The 16,823-nt window shown below is 63.4% G+C and carries 16 protein-coding genes; 3 read left to right on the top strand and 13 right to left on the bottom strand.

Annotation, left to right across the window (positions count from 1 at the left end; translation table 11 throughout):
* The first annotated feature begins 124 nt into the window (after positions 1-124).
* The gene (cobA, locus tag E8F12_RS05285) at positions 125-862 is read left to right on the top strand and encodes a uroporphyrinogen-III C-methyltransferase (RefSeq protein ID WP_280324239.1); all 738 of its coding nucleotides are present in this window, start codon (positions 125-127) and stop codon (positions 860-862) included.
* Between the two features lie 499 nt (positions 863-1,361).
* On the opposite strand, the gene E8F12_RS05280 is transcribed toward cobA, so the two are convergent.
* From E8F12_RS05280 to ppsA, 9 genes are all read right to left on the bottom strand, one after another.
* Entirely contained in the window at positions 1,362-2,411 is a 1,050-nt protein-coding gene (locus E8F12_RS05280) for an OmpA family protein (RefSeq protein WP_280324238.1), read from the bottom strand.
* A 109-nt stretch (positions 2,412-2,520) separates the two neighbouring features.
* A complete protein-coding gene (sigX, locus tag E8F12_RS05275) occupies positions 2,521-3,111 on the bottom strand; it encodes an RNA polymerase sigma factor SigX (protein WP_280324237.1) in 591 nt (196 codons plus the stop codon).
* Between the two features lie 96 nt (positions 3,112-3,207).
* On the bottom strand, positions 3,208-4,032 hold the full coding sequence (locus E8F12_RS05270; RefSeq protein WP_280324236.1) for a mechanosensitive ion channel domain-containing protein: 825 nt from the start codon (positions 4,030-4,032) through the stop codon (positions 3,208-3,210).
* A 2-nt stretch (positions 4,033-4,034) separates the two neighbouring features.
* Entirely contained in the window at positions 4,035-4,289 is a 255-nt protein-coding gene (locus E8F12_RS05265; protein ID WP_280287631.1) for a CrfX protein, read from the bottom strand.
* Positions 4,290-4,337: 48 nt separating this feature from the next.
* Positions 4,338-5,333: a zinc transporter ZntB gene (locus E8F12_RS05260; protein WP_280324235.1), complete on the bottom strand. Its 996-nt coding sequence runs from the start codon at positions 5,331-5,333 to the stop codon at positions 4,338-4,340.
* 47 nt (positions 5,334-5,380) lie between these two features.
* On the bottom strand, positions 5,381-5,869 hold the full coding sequence (gene rraA, locus E8F12_RS05255; protein ID WP_280324234.1) for a ribonuclease E activity regulator RraA: 489 nt from the start codon (positions 5,867-5,869) through the stop codon (positions 5,381-5,383).
* Positions 5,870-5,889: 20 nt separating this feature from the next.
* On the bottom strand, positions 5,890-6,192 hold the full coding sequence (locus E8F12_RS05250) for a Rieske (2Fe-2S) protein (protein ID WP_280324233.1): 303 nt from the start codon (positions 6,190-6,192) through the stop codon (positions 5,890-5,892).
* An 84-nt stretch (positions 6,193-6,276) separates the two neighbouring features.
* Positions 6,277-7,263 (bottom strand): alpha/beta fold hydrolase, encoded by a 987-nt coding sequence (locus E8F12_RS05245; protein ID WP_280324232.1) that lies wholly within the window; start codon positions 7,261-7,263, stop codon positions 6,277-6,279.
* 67 nt (positions 7,264-7,330) lie between these two features.
* Entirely contained in the window at positions 7,331-9,700 is a 2,370-nt protein-coding gene (gene ppsA / locus E8F12_RS05240; RefSeq protein ID WP_280324231.1) for a phosphoenolpyruvate synthase, read from the bottom strand.
* On the opposite strand from ppsA, the gene E8F12_RS29920 reads away from it, so the two are divergent.
* Both E8F12_RS29920 and E8F12_RS05235 read left to right on the top strand, forming a co-directional pair.
* Positions 9,647-9,850, top strand: coding sequence for a hypothetical protein (locus E8F12_RS29920; RefSeq protein ID WP_348532403.1), 204 nt, complete (start codon positions 9,647-9,649; stop codon positions 9,848-9,850). The two genes, ppsA and E8F12_RS29920, sit on opposite strands and share 54 nt — an antisense overlap.
* Positions 9,851-9,864: 14 nt before the next feature.
* Positions 9,865-10,683 carry a pyruvate, water dikinase regulatory protein gene (locus tag E8F12_RS05235; RefSeq protein ID WP_280324230.1) on the top strand — a complete coding sequence of 273 codons (819 nt, stop codon included), beginning with the start codon at positions 9,865-9,867 and terminating at the stop codon, positions 10,681-10,683.
* A gap of 59 nt (positions 10,684-10,742) precedes the next feature.
* On the opposite strand, the gene prpF is transcribed toward E8F12_RS05235, so the two are convergent.
* The 4 genes from prpF to prpB form a co-directional block, all read right to left on the bottom strand.
* Entirely contained in the window at positions 10,743-11,930 is a 1,188-nt protein-coding gene (gene prpF, locus E8F12_RS05230) for a 2-methylaconitate cis-trans isomerase PrpF (protein ID WP_280324229.1), read from the bottom strand.
* Positions 11,931-12,026: 96 nt separating this feature from the next.
* Positions 12,027-14,648 carry a Fe/S-dependent 2-methylisocitrate dehydratase AcnD gene (gene acnD, locus E8F12_RS05225; RefSeq protein WP_280324228.1) on the bottom strand — a complete coding sequence of 874 codons (2,622 nt, stop codon included), beginning with the start codon at positions 14,646-14,648 and terminating at the stop codon, positions 12,027-12,029.
* A 1-nt stretch (position 14,649) separates the two neighbouring features.
* The gene (prpC, locus tag E8F12_RS05220) at positions 14,650-15,810 is read right to left on the bottom strand and encodes a 2-methylcitrate synthase (protein WP_280324227.1); all 1,161 of its coding nucleotides are present in this window, start codon (positions 15,808-15,810) and stop codon (positions 14,650-14,652) included.
* Between the two features lie 74 nt (positions 15,811-15,884).
* Positions 15,885-16,769, bottom strand: a complete 885-nt coding sequence (prpB, locus tag E8F12_RS05215; RefSeq protein WP_280324226.1) for a methylisocitrate lyase — start codon at positions 16,767-16,769, stop codon at positions 15,885-15,887.
* Between the last annotated feature and the right edge of the window lie 54 nt (positions 16,770-16,823).

Raw genomic sequence — 16,823 nt, 5'->3', positions numbered from 1 at the left:
GGCGAGGTATCCGCCATGCGCGGCGCCTGCCCGCTGCACGACTGGCAGATAGAACTGGCCTCCGACGACGTACTGGCCTGGACCTGAATCAATTGCGGCGCGGTGCGTGCCGGGGAGAACCTCAATGAATGGCAAAGTCTGGCTGGTGGGCGCCGGCCCCGGCGATCCCGAACTCCTGACCCTGAAGGCGGTCCGCGCCCTGAACCAGGCGGAAATCGTCATGATCGACGACCTGGTGAACCCGGCGGTGCTGGAACACTGCCCCGACGCCCGGGTGATCGGCGTCGGCAAGCGCGGCGGCTGCCGCTCGACACCGCAGGAGTTCATCCACCGCCTGATGCTGCGTTACGCGCGCCAGGGCAAGTGCGTGGTCCGGTTGAAAGGCGGCGACCCCTGCATCTTCGGTCGCGGTAGCGAAGAGGCCGATTGGCTGGCCGAGCGTGGCATCGACAGTGAACTGGTCAACGGCATAACCGCCGGCCTCGCAGGCGCCACCAACTGCGGCATCCCCCTGACCCTGCGGGGGGTCAGCCGCGGCGTGACCCTGGTCACCGCCCATACCCAGGACGACAGCAGCCTGAACTGGAGCGCCCTGGCGCAGTCAGGCACCACACTGGTGGTCTACATGGGCGTGGCCAAGCTGGCGGACATCCGCGAAGGCCTGCTGGCGGGCGGCATGGGTGATGCCATGCCGGTGGCCATGATCGAGAACGCCTCCCTGCCGCACCAGCGCGAATGCCGCAGCACCCTCGGGAAGATGCAGGCAGATGCCAGGTCCTTTGAACTGAAGAGCCCGGCCATCCTGGTAATAGGCGAAGTCGCCGCGACTGCCGCAATCCTGCCCATGGCGCAGATCGCCTGATTTCTCTCTTCGCTCCTGCGAAGTAGTGCTTGCCCGGCCTTGGCCGGGCTTTTTTATGACTGATCGGAAATTGCCGAGGCGATTCGGATACGTGCTGGAAGGGAAGGCTACGCGATTGTCTTTGCCTGGCTCCGCGCAACCGGATCCCTCTCCCTGACGACTGAAGAAAGAGATTCACCGGGAGGCAAAACAGAGACTCGCAGCCCACTCGATAAGCAACTCGGCTCAGGACGCACTAGCAACACCTAATGCAGACATAGCCAAACAGAACCCGAAGTCCACCCGGAAATCGGCTGAACAACAGAACCTCAGCGAAGAACTTCCTGGGCGCGACGCCGATCGTTGAGAATCGGTGCGCACAGCGCACCTTACCGAACGCCCCCAGTAGGGTACCCTCGCGCACCAGCCCCGACGTGAACGCCAACGGGCGGGGCCGACACTTTTCTCCAGGCAAAGAAAAACCCGGCCGAGGCCGGGTTTTTCCTGAGGCTCAAACCAATTACTTGGCCTGGGCTTCTACTTCAGCTTCTACGCGACGGTTGACAGCACGGCCGTCAGCAGTGGCGTTGTCGGCAACCGGGCGGGTTTCGCCGTAGCCAACAGCGTTGACGCGCTCGCTACCTACACCGTACTGGTCAACCAGCACGTCGCGAACGGCGTCAGCACGACGCTCGGACAGCTTCTGGTTGTAGGCGTCGGTGCCGACGGAGTCGGTGTGGCCTTCAACGGTGGTGGTGGTAGCCGGGTACTGGTTCATGAAGTCAGCCAGGTTCTTGATATCACCGTAGCTTTCTTCCTTGACCTTGGACTTGTCGAAGTCGAACTTCACGTCCAGCTCGACGCGAACGACTTCGGCAACAGCCGGGCAGCCATCGGCGTCAACGGTGACGTTGGCCGGGGTGTCCGGGCACTTGTCGACGTTGTCGCAAACGCCGTCGTTGTCGCTGTCGGCGCAGACTTCGGCAACCGGAGCCGGAGCCGGCTCGGCCTTGGTGGAACCACCGAAGTTGACGCCAACGCCAACGCCAGCCATCCACTCGGCTTCTTGGGCGTCTAGGTTGTACATGCCGTCCAGGCTTGCCTTGGCGAAGAAGTTCTCGGTGAAGTAGTACTTCAGACCGGTACCAACGTTGGCGAAGGTGCTGTGGTCACGGCCGGTACGCGGCGGAATGTTGCTGATGCTCTGATGGGCGAAGCCACCGGAGACGTACGGACGCAGGCCAACACCCGGAGTACCGAAGTGGTAGATGGCATCCAGGGACGCCAGGCTGCCCTTGATGTCTTTGTGGCCTTCGGTGCCGAAGGAGTCATCGGAGGTCATGTCGTGGTATTCGCCGTACGACAGAGCCAGGGAGACGTCGTCGGTCAGGTAGTAGCCTACCGAGCCGCCGTACAGATTGCCGTCCTCGAGATCGCGAGAACTGTCGGTGAAGTAACGCTTACCGAAAGCTTCCACCTCAACTGCGCCTTGGCCCTGAGCCAGCGCGTTCAGCGAAAAGGCGGCAACAAGAGAGCCAACGGCTACGCCTAAGGTGTTTTTCAGTTTCATCCGTAAATCCCCATCTTTGGTGGTCAGTAAGTTGTCAAACAATCTCCAGACAACTTGGGCGGCAATTCTAGCAGAACAAGCCGGCCCATAAGAGATAATTTTTCCCGAACTAAGTTTCAGTCAGGCCCGAGAATTTTTCGCGCAGGCGATCCAGTGCACGTTTGTAGCGCATTTTTGTGGCACTCAGGCCCATGTGCATAATGTCGGCGATTTCCTGAAACTCCAGCTCTGCGACAAAACGTAGCACAAGAATCTCCCGGTCAATGGGGTTGACATGTACCAGCCATCGTTCTAAGCCCCCCCTTTCTTCGACCTTGGGCGCTTTCTCGTCGGACGCTTCCTCCAGCGGATCCAGACTCAGGGCGTCAAGTAAGCGTCGCTTGCGACGCTCTTTCCGATATTGGGTAATGCACTCGTTGTACGTGATGCTATATAGCCATGTCTTGAACTTCGACTTGCCTTCGAAGTTCTTCAGACCATAGAGCACCTTGAGCATCACCTCCTGACAGACATCATCAGCGTCGCGGTCGTTCCCTAAATAACGGGCACAGACGTTGAACAAGGTGCGCTGATAACGGCGCATCAATTCTTCGTAGGCGCGGGTGACATGGAACAGCTCGACATGCGCGCGCTCCACCAGCTCTTCGTCCGAGAGCTCGCGTGGGTCATAGCGCAAGGAATGCGATTGGGGCTTGTTCAAAACGGGTCGGGCCGACAGTCAGGTCAAAAGCCGCTGGGGCGCGACGACCGCGCACCCATTTCTGGCGGCATACATTAGCAGGGAAAAGCCATCGTGTTAGCGGCTGGTTACCCGTTGATCGAGCAAAGTACGGTTCGACACCGAAACCAGCTCACCGTCCTCGGTGAGTAGGAGGGTTTTCACCGTGCCGATCTCCTCGATCTGCCCTTCGACATCGCCGATCTTCACTTGTTGCCCGACCTGGAATAGCTCTCGCACATAGATGCCTGCGAGGATCTGTCCGGCGATTTCGCGACTGCCAAGACCAAGCGCCAAGGCCGCCGCCAGGCCGATGGAGATCAGCACGATGGCAATGACGTTGTTCAGCAGGTCGGTCTTGACCTCCAGCTGGCCGATGGCCACGGAGATGCTGATGATGATCACCAACCCCTGGGCGATGCGGCCGAGACCATGGGCATAGTCCAGGCCTACGCCCTCCGCGGCACCGCGGACCACGCCGCTGACCAGCTGCGCCAGCAGCACGCCGGCCAGCAGCACCAGCGCCGCGCCCAGCACCTTGGGCAGATAGAGGGCCAGCACGTCGAGCGTGGCGGAGACCCGATCAAGGCCCAGGGACTCGGCGGCGGTCACCAGGAAGATCAGCAGCACGAACCAGTAGACGATCTTGCCGATCAAGGTGGAAACGGGGACCTGGATGCCGGCACGGGACAACATCTTGGTCAGGCCGGTGCCGGCCATCAGGCGATCCAGTCCCACCTTGGCGAGCAGCTTGGACAGCAGCGTGTCCAGCAACTTGGCCACCACGAAGCCGAGCAGCACCACCACCAGTGCGCCGAACAGGCGCGGAATGAAGCCCGCCACCGGTGCCCACACCGAGGTCATGGCGTTAACAAGTCCTTGAGTCCAGGGGTCGAATTCCATGTTCAATCAGCCTTATCTGCAGAACGGACAGAAGCGTTGCGGCGCGACACGGGCGCCAGGTGGGGCGAACCATTGTTGAGGGCGATCATCATGGCCTCGAGCCAATGGCCCAACAGGCTGAACAGGTCGCCGGCGCCCACCTGGCGGTTGGCCGTCTTGAGCACTCGGCCCAGAGTGGCGTCGTCGTCATGATCGGAGACCGGCGACGCCTTGAGCAGGTCCCGCAGGGATTCTTCGAACGGATCGTGCATGCGCACCTCGCGTGGATATGAGGGCTAGACGTGGCCGGCGGCGACCGGGTCACATCAAAGCCAGCGCAATCGGCGGAACAGCCATAACTGGAAACCCGCCACGCCCAGTATCAGCAGGCAGGCGATGAGGAAGCCCCAGGGCGTCTCATCCCCGGGAATACCGTTCACGTTCATGCCCAGCAGGCCGGTAATGAAGCTCAGCGGCAGGAAAAAGCCGGTGGTGATGCCGAGCAGGTACATGGTCCGGCTGGTGCGTTCGCCCTGCCGGCGAGATTCGCTTTCCAGCACCAGGCCGATGCGCTCGCGGATCAGCTCCAGCTCTTCCAGGTAGCGGGTCAGGCGGTTGTTCAGCTCGTTCCAGTAGTCGGCATCATCCTCGACGAACCAGGGCATCCGGCTGCGCACCAGCTGCGCGTAAATGTCGCGCTGGGGCGAGAGGAAGCGGCGGAGACCGGCGGCGCGCCGGCGAACCTGCAGCATCAGGTCGTGGTCCGGGCGAAAGCGCTCGTTGTTGTCGAGATGCTCTTCCTGCTCGTCGACCCTTTCGGCCAGTTCGGCCACCAGGGGATCGACCTTGTCGGTCAGGTGCTCGGCCAGGTAAAGCATGACCTCGGAGGCGACCTTGGGCCCGGAACCCTTGGCCCACTGCTCGATGAGCTCCTCGGTGGCACGCATGGGCCGCAGGCGCAGCGAGATGATCCGTTGCGCCGCGGCGAAGATGCGCACCGATACCATGTCTTCCGGGACGGCGCCCGGATTCAGGTTGATGCCACGCAGGAACAGCAACAACTCGTCGTTCGGCAGCACCACCATGCGCGGCCTGGTGCTTTCTTCCAGAAGGAGGTCGCAGGCAAACTCGGACAGCCCGCTGCTCTCCCGCAGCCAGCGCCGCGCGAGGGGATGGCTGCGATCCCAGTGCAACCAGAGGCTCTGCTCCGCCGTCAGCTGCAGGCCTTCCAGCGACTCTCGGGATACAGGTTCGGCGCCACCCTGCCCGTCCAGCACGAAGGCGTGTACCAGCCCCCACTGGGCGTTCTGCTCCTCGAACATTCAGTCTCCTTGGAAGACGAAGCCCGGCTCGCGTCGGGCCCCTTGCCTCAGGCCGGCATCTCCAGCGGCCTGGGCGAAACGATGATGCCGTTGTTGTCGCCGTAGACATACTCGCCCGGGCGGAAGGTGACGCCGCCGAAGGTGACGGCGACATTCAGGTCGCCAATGCCGCGCTTGTCGGTCTTCATCGGATGGCTGGCCAGGGCCTGGACGCCCAGGTCGGTCTGGGCGATCACGTCGACATCACGGATGCAGCCGTATACGACTATGCCTTCCCAGCCGTTCTTCGCCGCCTTCTCTGCCAGCATGTCGCCCAGCAGGGCGCGACGCAGGGAGCCGCCGCCGTCCACCACCAGCACCTTGCCCTGGCCGGGCAGGTCGACCTGCTCCTTGACCAGGGAGTTGTCCTCGAAGCACTTGATGGTGACTATTTCGCCGCCAAAGGAATCGCGCCCGCCGAAGTTGCTGAACATGGGCTCGACGACCTGCACCAGGTCCGGGTAGGCATCGCACAGATCAGGGGTAACGTATTGCATGGACATCTCCTTGATAGCGGTTACAGATCGAGACCGATGCGGTCGCCGTCGTAGGCCAGCCGCAAGCGCTGCAACGGTGGGCACGGTGCATTGACCGGGTGGCCGCCGTTGGCCAGGTCGAAGGCGATTCCGTGCCGGGAACAGCGCAGCACTCCGCCGTCGAGGGTGCCGGTGTGCAAGGGCGCACCCTGGTGCGGGCAGCGATTTTCCATGAGGATAGGCTGCTGATCAACGACGATCAGTAATAATTGACGGCCCTGCACCTGAAAAGTGCCTCGATAGCCGTCCTGCAGGTTGATCAGTCGTTCCAGCGCTACGAACATGGAGCCTCCGCGCCCCGGCGATTCCCGCCATCTTTAGCACAGCGACCGGCCGCCCGAAACCGGAAACTGCCGGCAGGCACCGGGCTAGAGCGCCATGGCCCCTGCCGCCGCAGCCCCGGCCGGCAAGCGCAGGTGCTCCAGCCAGTAGGCCACCAGCGGCCAGACCTCGCGCTCGGCCGCCTTGCTCACCAGCATCTCGATATGGCCGAAGTCATCACTGAATCCATCCTCCCTGGCCAGTCGCAGGAAGTGCCGGAACTCCAGGGGAACCTGCTCCACCAGCTTGCGACAGGCCCAGACCGGGTCTTGCAGGTCGCCGGCCGCCGCCACCGCCAGCACCGGCACACGCACCTCCGCGAGGCCGGCCCACCAGTCCCGCTCGGCATCGCCGAAGCGGCCGAACAGGCCATGCCAGCGCAGGCTTTCCAGGGCGAGGCCGATGGGTTCGTCCTCCGGTCCACGCTTGAGCCAAGAACCCGATAGCACCTCGAAGCGCTTGAGCAGTTGACGACCGCCCCAGGCCACCGGCGGCAGCTTCAACGGCCAGTAGTTGCGGCTGATCTGGCTGCCGAACAGCGCCGCCGAAGCCACCTCCTCCTCACCGAGGTACTGCCCGCCCAGGGCCGCAGCCAAGGTGGTGCCGCCCAGGGAATGGCCAATCCAGTGCGGCACCTGCCCGGCCTGCTCGCGGACGAAGGCGGCGATGGCCGGCAGGTCATAGCGCGCATAGTCGGCCACCCGATTGTGCCGGTACCGCTGGTTACGCGGCGTCAGCCCGTGACCGCGCATCTCGGCGATCCACACATCGAAACCGGCACGGACCAGATGCGGGCCCAGGCCGAGCCCTTTGGGCGAGTACCAGAAACGGCGATTGGAGAAGCTGCCGTGCACCAGGATGACCGGCACGCCCCGCGCTCCTTCACGGCCGAATCGGCCCAGGCGGGTCAGCACCAACTCAACGCTGGAATCCGGACTGTTGTTGGGCTTCAGGCGATAGACGTCCTCGGTCAGGTCGCCACGAAGGTCCGCGCTCATCAGCGCAACGGGAAAGAGATCGCTACTGCTCTGCATGATTTTCGCTTGCACAAAAAAGGGCGGGTTTCGAACCCGCCCTTTTCGTCTTTCGACTAACGAGGGATCAGGCCTGGCCTTCCGCGAGGAAGAACCAGGTATCCAGCACCGAGTCGGGGTTCAGGGAAACGCTCTCGATGCCCTGCTCCATCAGCCACTTGGCCAGGTCCGGGTGGTCGGACGGGCCCTGCCCGCAGATGCCGATGTACTTGCCGGCCTTGTTGCAGGCGGCGATAGCATTGGCCAGCAGCTTCTTCACAGCCGGATTACGCTCGTCGAACAGGTGGGCGACGATGCCGGAGTCACGGTCCAGACCCAGGGTCAGCTGGGTCAGGTCGTTGGAGCCGATGGAGAAGCCATCGAAGAACTCCAGGAACTCGTCAGCCAGCAGGGCGTTGGACGGCAGCTCGCACATCATGATGACCTTGAGGCCGTTCTCGCCGCGCTTCAGGCCATTGCTGGCCAGCAGCTCGACCACTTGCGAGGCCTCACCCAGGGTGCGCACGAAGGGCACCATGATCTCGACGTTGGTCAGGCCCATCTCGTTGCGCACTTTCTTCAGCGCGCGGCATTCCAGCTCGAAGCAGTCGCGGAAGGATTCGCTGATGTAGCGCGAGGCGCCACGGAAGCCGAGCATCGGGTTCTCTTCTTCCGGTTCGTAGAGCTTGCCGCCGATCAGGTTGGCGTATTCGTTGGACTTGAAGTCCGACAGGCGCACGATGACCTTCTTCGGCCAGAAAGCGGCAGCCAGGGTGCTGATGCCCTCGACCAGCTTCTCGACGTAGAAGCCCACCGGATCGTTGTAACCGGCGATGCGCTTCTCGACGCTTTCCTTGATCTCGACCGGCAGGCTGGCGAAGTTCAGCAGTGCCTTGGGATGCACGCCGATCATGCGGTTGATGATGAACTCGAGGCGGGCCAGGCCCACGCCCTCGTTCGGCAGTTGGGCGAAGTCGAAGGCGCGATCCGGGTTGCCGACGTTCATCATGATCTTGAACGGCAGCTCAGGCATGGCATCGACCGAGTTCTTGCGTATGTCGAAGCCGAGCTGGCCTTCGAAGATGAAGCCGGTATCGCCCTCGGCGCAGGAAACGGTCACGCCCTGGCCATCCTGCAGCACCTGGGTGGCGTTACCGCAGCCCACGACCGCCGGAATGCCCAGCTCACGGGCGATGATCGCCGCGTGGCAGGTACGGCCACCGCGGTTGGTGACGATGGCGCTGGCGCGCTTCATCACGGGCTCCCAATCCGGGTCGGTCATGTCCGAGACCAGGACGTCGCCCGGCTGCACCTTGTCCATTTCGGACACGTCGTGGATCACCTTGACCTTGCCGGCGCCGATGCGCTGGCCGATGGCGCGGCCTTCCACCAGGACCTTGCCCTTTTCCTTCAGCAGGTAGCGCTCCATCACGGTGACGCTGGCGCGGCTCTTCACGGTTTCCGGACGGGCCTGCACGATGTACAGCTTGCCGTCGTCACCGTCCTTGGCCCACTCGATGTCCATCGGACGACCGTAGTGCTTCTCGATGATCAGGGCCTGCTTGGCCAGTTCGGTGACTTCAGCGTCGGACAGGGCGAAGCGGGCGCGGTCGGCGCGATCCACATCGACGGTCTTCACCGACTTGCCGGCCTTGGCTTCTTCGCCGTAGATCATCTTGATCGCCTTGCTGCCCAGGTTGCGGCGCAGGATGGCGGGACGACCGGCTTCCAGGGTCGCCTTGTGCACGTAGAACTCGTCGGGGTTCACGGCGCCCTGCACCACGGTCTCGCCGAGGCCGTACGCGGCGGTGATGAAGACCACGTCACGGAAGCCGGACTCGGTGTCCAGGGTGAACATCACGCCGGCGGTGCCGGTTTCCGAGCGAACCATGCGCTGCACACCGGCGGACAGGGCGACCAGCTTGTGGTCGAAGCCCTGGTGCACGCGATAGGCGATGGCGCGGTCGTTGAACAGGGAGGCGAATACCTCCTTGGCGGCGCGGATCACGTTGTCCACGCCACGAATATTGAGGAAGGTTTCCTGCTGGCCGGCGAAGGACGCATCGGGCAGGTCTTCGGCGGTGGCGGAGGAACGCACGGCCACGGCCAGGTTGTCATTGCCCTTGGCCAGTTCGGCGAAGGCGGTGCGGATTTCCGCGTTCAGGCGCTCCGGGAACTCGGCATCCATGACCCACTTGCGGATTTCCGCGCCGGTCTTGGCGAGGGCGTTGACGTCATCCACATCGAGCTTGTCGAGGGCGGCGTGGATACGCTCGTTCAGGCCGCTCTGCTCGAGGAAGTCACGGTAGGCCTGGGCGGTAGTGGCGAAACCACCGGGAACGGAAACACCGGCACCAGCCAGATTGCTGATCATCTCGCCCAGGGATGCGTTCTTGCCCCCCACATGCTCAACATCGTGAACGCCGAGCTTATCGAGGGAAACTACGTACTCTACCAAGGTGATCTCTCCACTAATTGTTGGAAAAGCTCATGCGGAGCAGCTCCGCAGCGTTCTGGCTTTGGTCCAGAAAAATACGTCACAATGCCGACCGGCTCGGGCCTGGCGAAAAACGCGGCCTATCATAGCCAAGAATCGTTCCTGACTTAAGGCCTTTGGCGCAAATGAAACGAACCGCTTTCTTCATCTCCGATGGTACTGGCATCACTGCGGAAACCCTTGGCCAAAGCCTACTCGCGCAGTTCGAGACCATCACCTTCAACAAGATCACGCGGCCCTATATCGACAGCGTTGAAAAAGCGCGCGCCATGGTACAGCAAATCAATAAGGCTGCCGAGGTGGACGGGCTCCGCCCAATCATCTTCGACACCATTGTGAACCAGGAGATCCGTGACACCCTGGCCACATCCAACGGCTTCATGATCGACATTTTCTCGACCTTCCTTTCGCCGCTGGAACAAGAACTTACGTCGCACTCCTCCTACTCGGTCGGCAAATCCCACTCCATCGGCCAGCACTCTAACTACATGGAGCGCATCGAGGCGGTGAACTTCGCCCTGGACAACGACGACGGCGCCCGCACCCACTATTACAACAAGGCCGACCTCATCCTCGTCGGCGTCTCCCGCTGCGGGAAAACGCCCACCTGCCTATATATGGCAATGCAATACGGAATTCGTGCGGCCAACTATCCGCTGACCGAGGAAGACATGGAGCGCCTGCAGCTGCCCACCGCGCTTAAACAGCACAGGGACAAGTTGTTCGGCCTCACCATCGATCCCGATCGCCTCACCGCCATCCGCCACGAACGCAAGCCCAACAGCCGCTATGCCAGCTTCGCCCAGTGCGAGTTCGAAGTCCGCGAGGTGGAAAACCTGTTCCGCCGCGAAAACATCGCCTTCATCAACTCCACCCATTTCTCGGTGGAGGAGATCTCCGCCAAGATCCTAGTGGAAAAAGGTGTCGAACGCCGACTCAAATGAGCCGAAAACCAAAGAAAAAGCCCGCCTCGGCGGGCTTTTTCTTGCCTCGGGAATCGGGACTAGAACGCGTCGCCCGGCACCCGCACCCAACCCTCCATCAACACGCGGGCGCTGCGGCTCATGATCGCCTTGGTGACCGTCCATTCGCCGTTGGCCTGGCTGGCTTCGGCGCCGACCCGCAGGGTTCCCGACGGATGGCCGAAACGCACCGCGTTGCGCTCGCCACCGCCGGCGGCGAGATTCACCAGGGTGCCGGGAATGGCCGCAGCCGTGCCGATGGCGACCGCTGCGGTGCCCATCATGGCGTGGTGCAGCTTGCCCATGGACAGCGCGCGCACCAGCAGGTCGACCTCGTCAGCCGTGACCGTCTTGCCACTGGAAGCCCGGTAGTCCCTGGGTTTGGCGACGAAGGCGATCTTCGGCGTGTGCTGACGGGTGGCGGCCTCTTCGGGGGTCTTGATCAGCCCCATGCGAAGCGCCCCGGCGACGCGGATGGCCTCGAATCGGGCCAGTGCTTCGGGGTTGCCGTTGATGTCTTCGCGCAGTTCGGTTCCGCTGTAGCCGATGTCCTCGGCATTGACGAACACGGTCGGAATACCGGCGGTGATCATGGTTGCCTTCAGCGTGCCGATGCCTGGCACTTCCAAGTCGTCGACCAGGTTGCCGGTGGGGAACATGGAACCACCCTCCTCGCCGTCATCGGAGGGATCGAGGAACTCCAGCACGATTTCCGCCGCCGGGAAGGTCACACCGTCGAGCTCGAAGTCGCCGGTTTCCTGGACCTGGCCATTGGTGACCGGCACATGGGCGATGATGGTTTTCTGGATATTGGCCTGCCAGATGCGCACCACGCAGGTACCGTCTTGCGGAATGCGCGCCGGATCGACCAGCCCAGCGTGCAGGGCGAAGGCCCCTGCGGCGGTGGAGAGGTTGCCGCAGTTGCCGCTCCAGTCGACGAAGGCCTTGTCGATGGACACCTGGCCATAGAGGTAGTCCACATCGTGATCGGGCTGGCTGCTTTTCGACAGGATCACGCATTTGCTGGTGCTGGAGGTGGCACCGCCCATGCCGTCGATGTGCGCCGAATAGGGATCGGGACTGCCGATCACGCGCATGAACAGCGCATCGCGCGCCGCGCCCGGCACCTGGCAGCGCTCGGGCAGGTCCTGCAGGCGGAAGAACACGCCCTTGCTGGTGCCGCCACGGATGTAGGTGGCGGGAATTTTCACTTGGGGTACGTGAGGCATGAATGATGTCCTGAGTGTGTTCGTAGGAGGGAGCTTGCTCGCGAATGAACGCCCGTTGCGGGGTTGTTCGCGAGCGAGCTCGCTCCTACAGGTGGGCTAGCCTACCGCCTTCTGCGAGGACGACTCGAGGAAGTCCTTGGCGAAGCGCTGCAGCACGCCACCGGCCTTGTACACATTCACCTCGGCGGCGGTATCCAGGCGGCAGGTCACCGGCACTTCGACCAATTCGCCGTTGCGGCGATTGACGACCAGGGTCAGATCGCAGCCGGGCGAAAGCTCGCCCTGGATGTCGTAGGTCTCGGTACCGTCGAATTGCAGCGTCAGGCGGGTGGTGCCCGGCTTGAACTCAACCGGCAGGACGCCCATGCCGACCAGGTTGGTGCGGTGGATGCGCTCGAAGCCCTCGGCCACGATCACCTCGACCCCGGCCAGACGCACGCCCTTGGCTGCCCAGTCGCGGGACGAGCCCTGGCCGTAGTCGGCACCGGCGACGATGATCAGGTTCTGCTTGCGGTTCATGTAGGTTTCGATCGCTTCCCACATGCGCATCACCTTGCCTTCCGGCTCGACACGCGCCAGCGAACCCTTCTTCACTGCGCCATCGACAACGGCCATTTCGTTGACCAGCTGCGGGTTGGCGAAGGTCGCGCGCTGCGCGGTCAGGTGGTCGCCACGGTGGGTCGCGTAGGAGTTGAAGTCCTCCTCCGGCAGGCCCATCTTCGCCAGGTATTCGCCAGCCGCGCTGTTCAGCAGGATGGCGTTGGACGGCGACAGGTGGTCGGTGGTGATGTTGTCCGGCAGGATCGCCAGCGGGAGCATGCCCTTGAGGGTGCGCTCACCGGCCAGCGCGCCTTCCCAGTACGGCGGACGACGGATGTAGGTGGACATCGGGCGCCAGTCATACAACGGGCTTTCCGCTTCCTGCACGGTGCCCAGGTCGAACATCGGGATGTAGATCTGGCGGAACTGCTCCGGCTTGACGCTGGCGGCGACGATGGCGTCGATTTCTTCGTCGGACGGCCACAAGTCCTTCAGGGTGACGGGGTTGCCGTCCTTGTCGGTGCCCAGTACATCCTGCTCGATGTCAAAGCGCACGGTGCCGGCGATGGCGTAGGCAACCACCAGCGGCGGCGAAGCCAGGAAGGCCTGCTTGGCGTACGGGTGGATACGGCCGTCGAAGTTGCGGTTACCCGACAGTACAGCGGTGGCGTACAGGTCGCGGTCGATGATTTCCTGCTGGATCGCAGGCTCCAGCGCGCCGGACATGCCGTTGCAGGTGGTGCAGGCGTAGGCGACGATGCCGAAGCCCAGCTTTTCCAGCTCCGGCAGCAGACCGGCTTCTTCCAGGTACAGCTTGGCGACCTTGGACCCTGGAGCGAAGGAGGTCTTCACCCACGGCTTGCGCACCATGCCCAGCGCGTTGGCCTTCTTCGCCACCAGGCCGGCGGCGACCACGTTGCGCGGGTTGGAGGTGTTGGTGCAGCTGGTGATGGCGGCGATGATCACCGCGCCATCGGGCATCAGGCCCTCAGCTTCCTCGGCCTTGCCGCTTTCCAGCTTGGCCTCGTCGGCGATGCCGCGCTCGGCCAGCGCCGAGGTCGGCAAGCGGCGGTGCGGGTTGGACGGGCCGGCCATGTTGCGGACCACGGTGCTCAGGTCGAAGCTCAGCACACGCTCGTACTCGGCGGTCTGCAGCGCGTCGCTCCACAGGCCGAGGGTCTTCGCGTAGTTCTCCACCAGCGCCACCTGCTCAGGCTCACGGCCGGTGAGCTTGAGGTAGTCGATGGTCTGTTGGTCGATGTAGAACATCGCCGCGGTGGCGCCGTATTCCGGGCACATGTTGGAGATGGTCGCGCGGTCGCCGACGGACAGACTGTCAGCACCCTCGCCGAAGAACTCGACGTAGGCACCCACCACGCGCTCCTTGCGCAGAAACTCGGTCAGCGCCAGGACGATATCGGTGGCGGTGATGCCCGGCTTGCGCTTGCCGGTCAGCTCGACACCGACGATGTCGGGCAGACGCATCATCGACGGATGGCCGAGCATCACGGTTTCGGCTTCCAGGCCGCCGACCCCGATGGCGATCACACCCAGGGCATCGACGTGCGGGGTGTGCGAATCGGTGCCGACGCAGGTGTCGGGGAAGGCCACGCCGCCACGCGCCTGGATCACCGGGCTCATCTTCTCCAGGTTGATCTGGTGCATGATGCCGTTGCCGGCCGGGATCACGTCGACGTTCTTGAACGCGGTCTTGGTCCACTCGATGAAGTGGAAGCGGTCTTCGTTACGACGATCCTCGATGGCGCGGTTCTTCTCGAAAGCTTCAGGGTCGAAGCCCGGGGCTTCAACGGCCAGCGAGTGATCGACGATCAGCTGGGTCGGCACCACCGGGTTGACCTTGGACGGATCGCCACCCTGCTCGGCAATGGCGTCACGCAGGCCGGCCAGGTCGACCAGAGCGGTCTGGCCAAGGATGTCGTGGCAGACCACGCGCGCCGGGTACCAGGGGAAGTCCAGGTCGCGCTTGCGGTAGATCAGCTGTTCCAGCGAAGCGCTCAGGCTCGCCGGCTCGCAGCGGCGCACCAGCTGTTCGGCGAGTACCCGGGAGGTGTAGGGCAGTTTTTCCCACGCACCAGCCTGGATCGCCTCGACGGCCGCGCGGGCGTCGAAGTAGTCCAGCTGGGTGCCCGGCAGGCTTTTACGGTATTGGCTGTTCATCTTATTTGCGATCCTTGAGCGGCACGAACTTCAGATCTTCCGGGCCGACGTAGTTGGCGCTCGGGCGGATGATCTTGCCGTCGATGCGCTGCTCGATGACGTGGGATGACCAGCCGGAAGTACGGGCGATCACGAACAGCGGGGTGAACATGGCGGTGGGCACGCCCATCATGTGGTAGCTGACGGCGCTGAACCAGTCGAGGTTGGGGAACATCTTCTTGATTTCCCACATGGTCGACTCCAGACGCTCGGCGATGTCGAACATTTTGGTGTTGCTCTGCTCGGCACTGAGGTCGCGAGCCACTTCCTTGATCACCTTGTTGCGCGGGTCGGACACGGTGTAGACCGGGTGACCGAAGCCGATGACGACTTCCTTCTTCTCGACGCGGGCGCGGATGTCGGCTTCCGCCTCGTCCGGATTGTCGTAGCGCTTCTGGATCTCGAAGGCCACTTCGTTGGCGCCGCCGTGCTTGGGCCCGCGCAGTGCGCCGATGGCGCCGGTGATGCAGGAGAACATGTCAGAGCCGGTGCCGGCGATCACCCGCGAAGTGAAGGTGGAGGCGTTGAACTCGTGCTCGGCGTAGAGGATCAGCGAGGTGTGCATGGCGCGGACCCAGGAGTCGCGAGGCTTCTCGCCGTGCAGCAGATGCAGGAAGTGGCCGCCGATGGAATCGTCGTCGGTATCGACGTCGATGCGCTTGCCGTTGTGGCTGAAGTGATACCAGTACAGCAGTGCGGAACCCAGGCAGGCCATCAGCTTGTCGGCGATGTCGCGGGCGCCCGGATGGTTGTGGTCATCCTTCTCCGGGGACAGGCAACCCAGCACCGAAACGGCGGTGCGCATCACGTCCATCGGGTGGGCGGACGGCGGCAGCTGCTCGAGGGCGGCCTTGACGCCGGCCGGCAGGCCCCGCAGGGCCTTGAGCTTGGCCTTGTAACCGGCCAGCTCGGCGATGTTCGGCAGCTTGCCGTGCACCAGCAGGTGAGCGATTTCCTCGAATTCGCAGGCGTTGGCAAAGTCGAGAATGTCATAGCCGCGGTAATGCAGGTCGTTACCGGTACGGCCAACGGTGCACAGGGCAGTGTTGCCAGCGGCGGTTCCCGACAGGGCTACGGACTTCTTCGGTTTGAAGGCAGTGGTGGTTTCGGCGGTAGCGCTCATCGCTAGAATCTCCTCATTACTTCCGGTTGCTTTCTTTTGTTCTCCACCGGCGGCACGGACCGCCGGTGGACCGGTTATTTCTTGGATGCGAACAGGGCATCCAGTTTCTGTTCGAAGGCGTGGTAGCCGATGCGGTCGTACAACTCGGCGCGGGTCTGCATCAGGTCGATGACCTCTTTCTGGTGACCGTCGCGGCGAATGGCGGTGTACACGGCTTCGGCTGCCTTGTTGGCGGCGCGGAAGGCCGACAGCGGGTAGAGCTGGATGGCCACGCCGACCGAGGCCAGCTCGTCGCGGGAGAACAGCGGGGTGGCGCCGAACTCGGTGATGTTGGCCAGGATCGGCACGTCCAGCGCCTCGACGAAGCGCTTGTAGGTCGGCAGATCGTAGGCCGCCTCGGCGAAGATGGCATCGGCGCCGGCTTCGACGTACTGCAGGCAGCGCTCGATGGCAGCGTCCACACCTTCAGCCTGGATGGCGTCGGTACGCGCGATCAGGAAGAAGTTCGGGTCGGTCTTGGCATCGGCGGCGGCCCTGACGCGATCGACCATTTCCTCGGTGGAGACGATCTCCTTGCCCGGACGGTGGCCGCAACGCTTGGCGCCGACCTGGTCCTCGATATGGGCGGCGGCCGCGCCGGCCTTGATCAGGTTCTTCACGGTGCGCTCGATGTTGAAGGCGCTGGGGCCGAAACCGGTGTCGATATCCACCAGCAGCGGCAGGTCGCACACGTCGGTGATGCGGCGCACATCGGTGAGCACGTCGTCCAGGGTGTTGATGCCCAGGTCCGGCAGGCCCAGGGAGCCAGCGGCCACGCCGCCACCGGACAGGTAGATGGCCTTGAAGCCGGCGCGCTTGGCCAGCAGGGCATGGTTGGCGTTGATCGCGCCGATGACCTGCAGCGGATGTTCCTCGGCGATGGCGTCGCGGAAACGCTGGCCCGGGGTTTTCAAGTTCATGACTCACCTCGTGTTTTGGACGGGTTGGCGAGCGCTTCCTGGTAGTGGCGCTCG

Source organism: Pseudomonas sp. BN102 (assembly GCF_029871245.1).
GTDB lineage: Bacteria > Pseudomonadota > Gammaproteobacteria > Pseudomonadales > Pseudomonadaceae > Metapseudomonas.
This window is presented reverse-complemented; position numbering and strand designations above follow the sequence as displayed.

What these genes read in the sequence shown, in the direction of transcription:
- cobA (WP_280324239.1), top strand. Translation starts at nt 125, where the DNA reads ATGAATGGCAAAGTCTGGCTGGTGGGCGCCGGCCCCGGCGATCCCGAA.
- E8F12_RS05280 (WP_280324238.1), bottom strand. Translation starts at nt 2,411, where the DNA reads ATGAAACTGAAAAACACCTTAGGCGTAGCCGTTGGCTCTCTTGTTGCC.
- E8F12_RS05270 (WP_280324236.1), bottom strand. Translation starts at nt 4,032, where the DNA reads ATGGAATTCGACCCCTGGACTCAAGGACTTGTTAACGCCATGACCTCG.
- E8F12_RS05260 (WP_280324235.1), bottom strand. Translation starts at nt 5,333, where the DNA reads ATGTTCGAGGAGCAGAACGCCCAGTGGGGGCTGGTACACGCCTTCGTG.
- rraA (WP_280324234.1), bottom strand. Translation starts at nt 5,869, where the DNA reads ATGCAATACGTTACCCCTGATCTGTGCGATGCCTACCCGGACCTGGTG.
- E8F12_RS05250 (WP_280324233.1), bottom strand. Translation starts at nt 6,192, where the DNA reads ATGTTCGTAGCGCTGGAACGACTGATCAACCTGCAGGACGGCTATCGA.
- E8F12_RS05245 (WP_280324232.1), bottom strand. Translation starts at nt 7,263, where the DNA reads ATGCAGAGCAGTAGCGATCTCTTTCCCGTTGCGCTGATGAGCGCGGAC.
- E8F12_RS29920 (WP_348532403.1), top strand. Translation starts at nt 9,647, where the DNA reads ATGCTCAACATCGTGAACGCCGAGCTTATCGAGGGAAACTACGTACTC.
- E8F12_RS05235 (WP_280324230.1), top strand. Translation starts at nt 9,865, where the DNA reads ATGAAACGAACCGCTTTCTTCATCTCCGATGGTACTGGCATCACTGCG.
- prpF (WP_280324229.1), bottom strand. Translation starts at nt 11,930, where the DNA reads ATGCCTCACGTACCCCAAGTGAAAATTCCCGCCACCTACATCCGTGGC.
- acnD (WP_280324228.1), bottom strand. Translation starts at nt 14,648, where the DNA reads ATGAACAGCCAATACCGTAAAAGCCTGCCGGGCACCCAGCTGGACTAC.
- prpC (WP_280324227.1), bottom strand. Translation starts at nt 15,810, where the DNA reads ATGAGCGCTACCGCCGAAACCACCACTGCCTTCAAACCGAAGAAGTCC.
- prpB (WP_280324226.1), bottom strand. Translation starts at nt 16,769, where the DNA reads ATGAACTTGAAAACCCCGGGCCAGCGTTTCCGCGACGCCATCGCCGAG.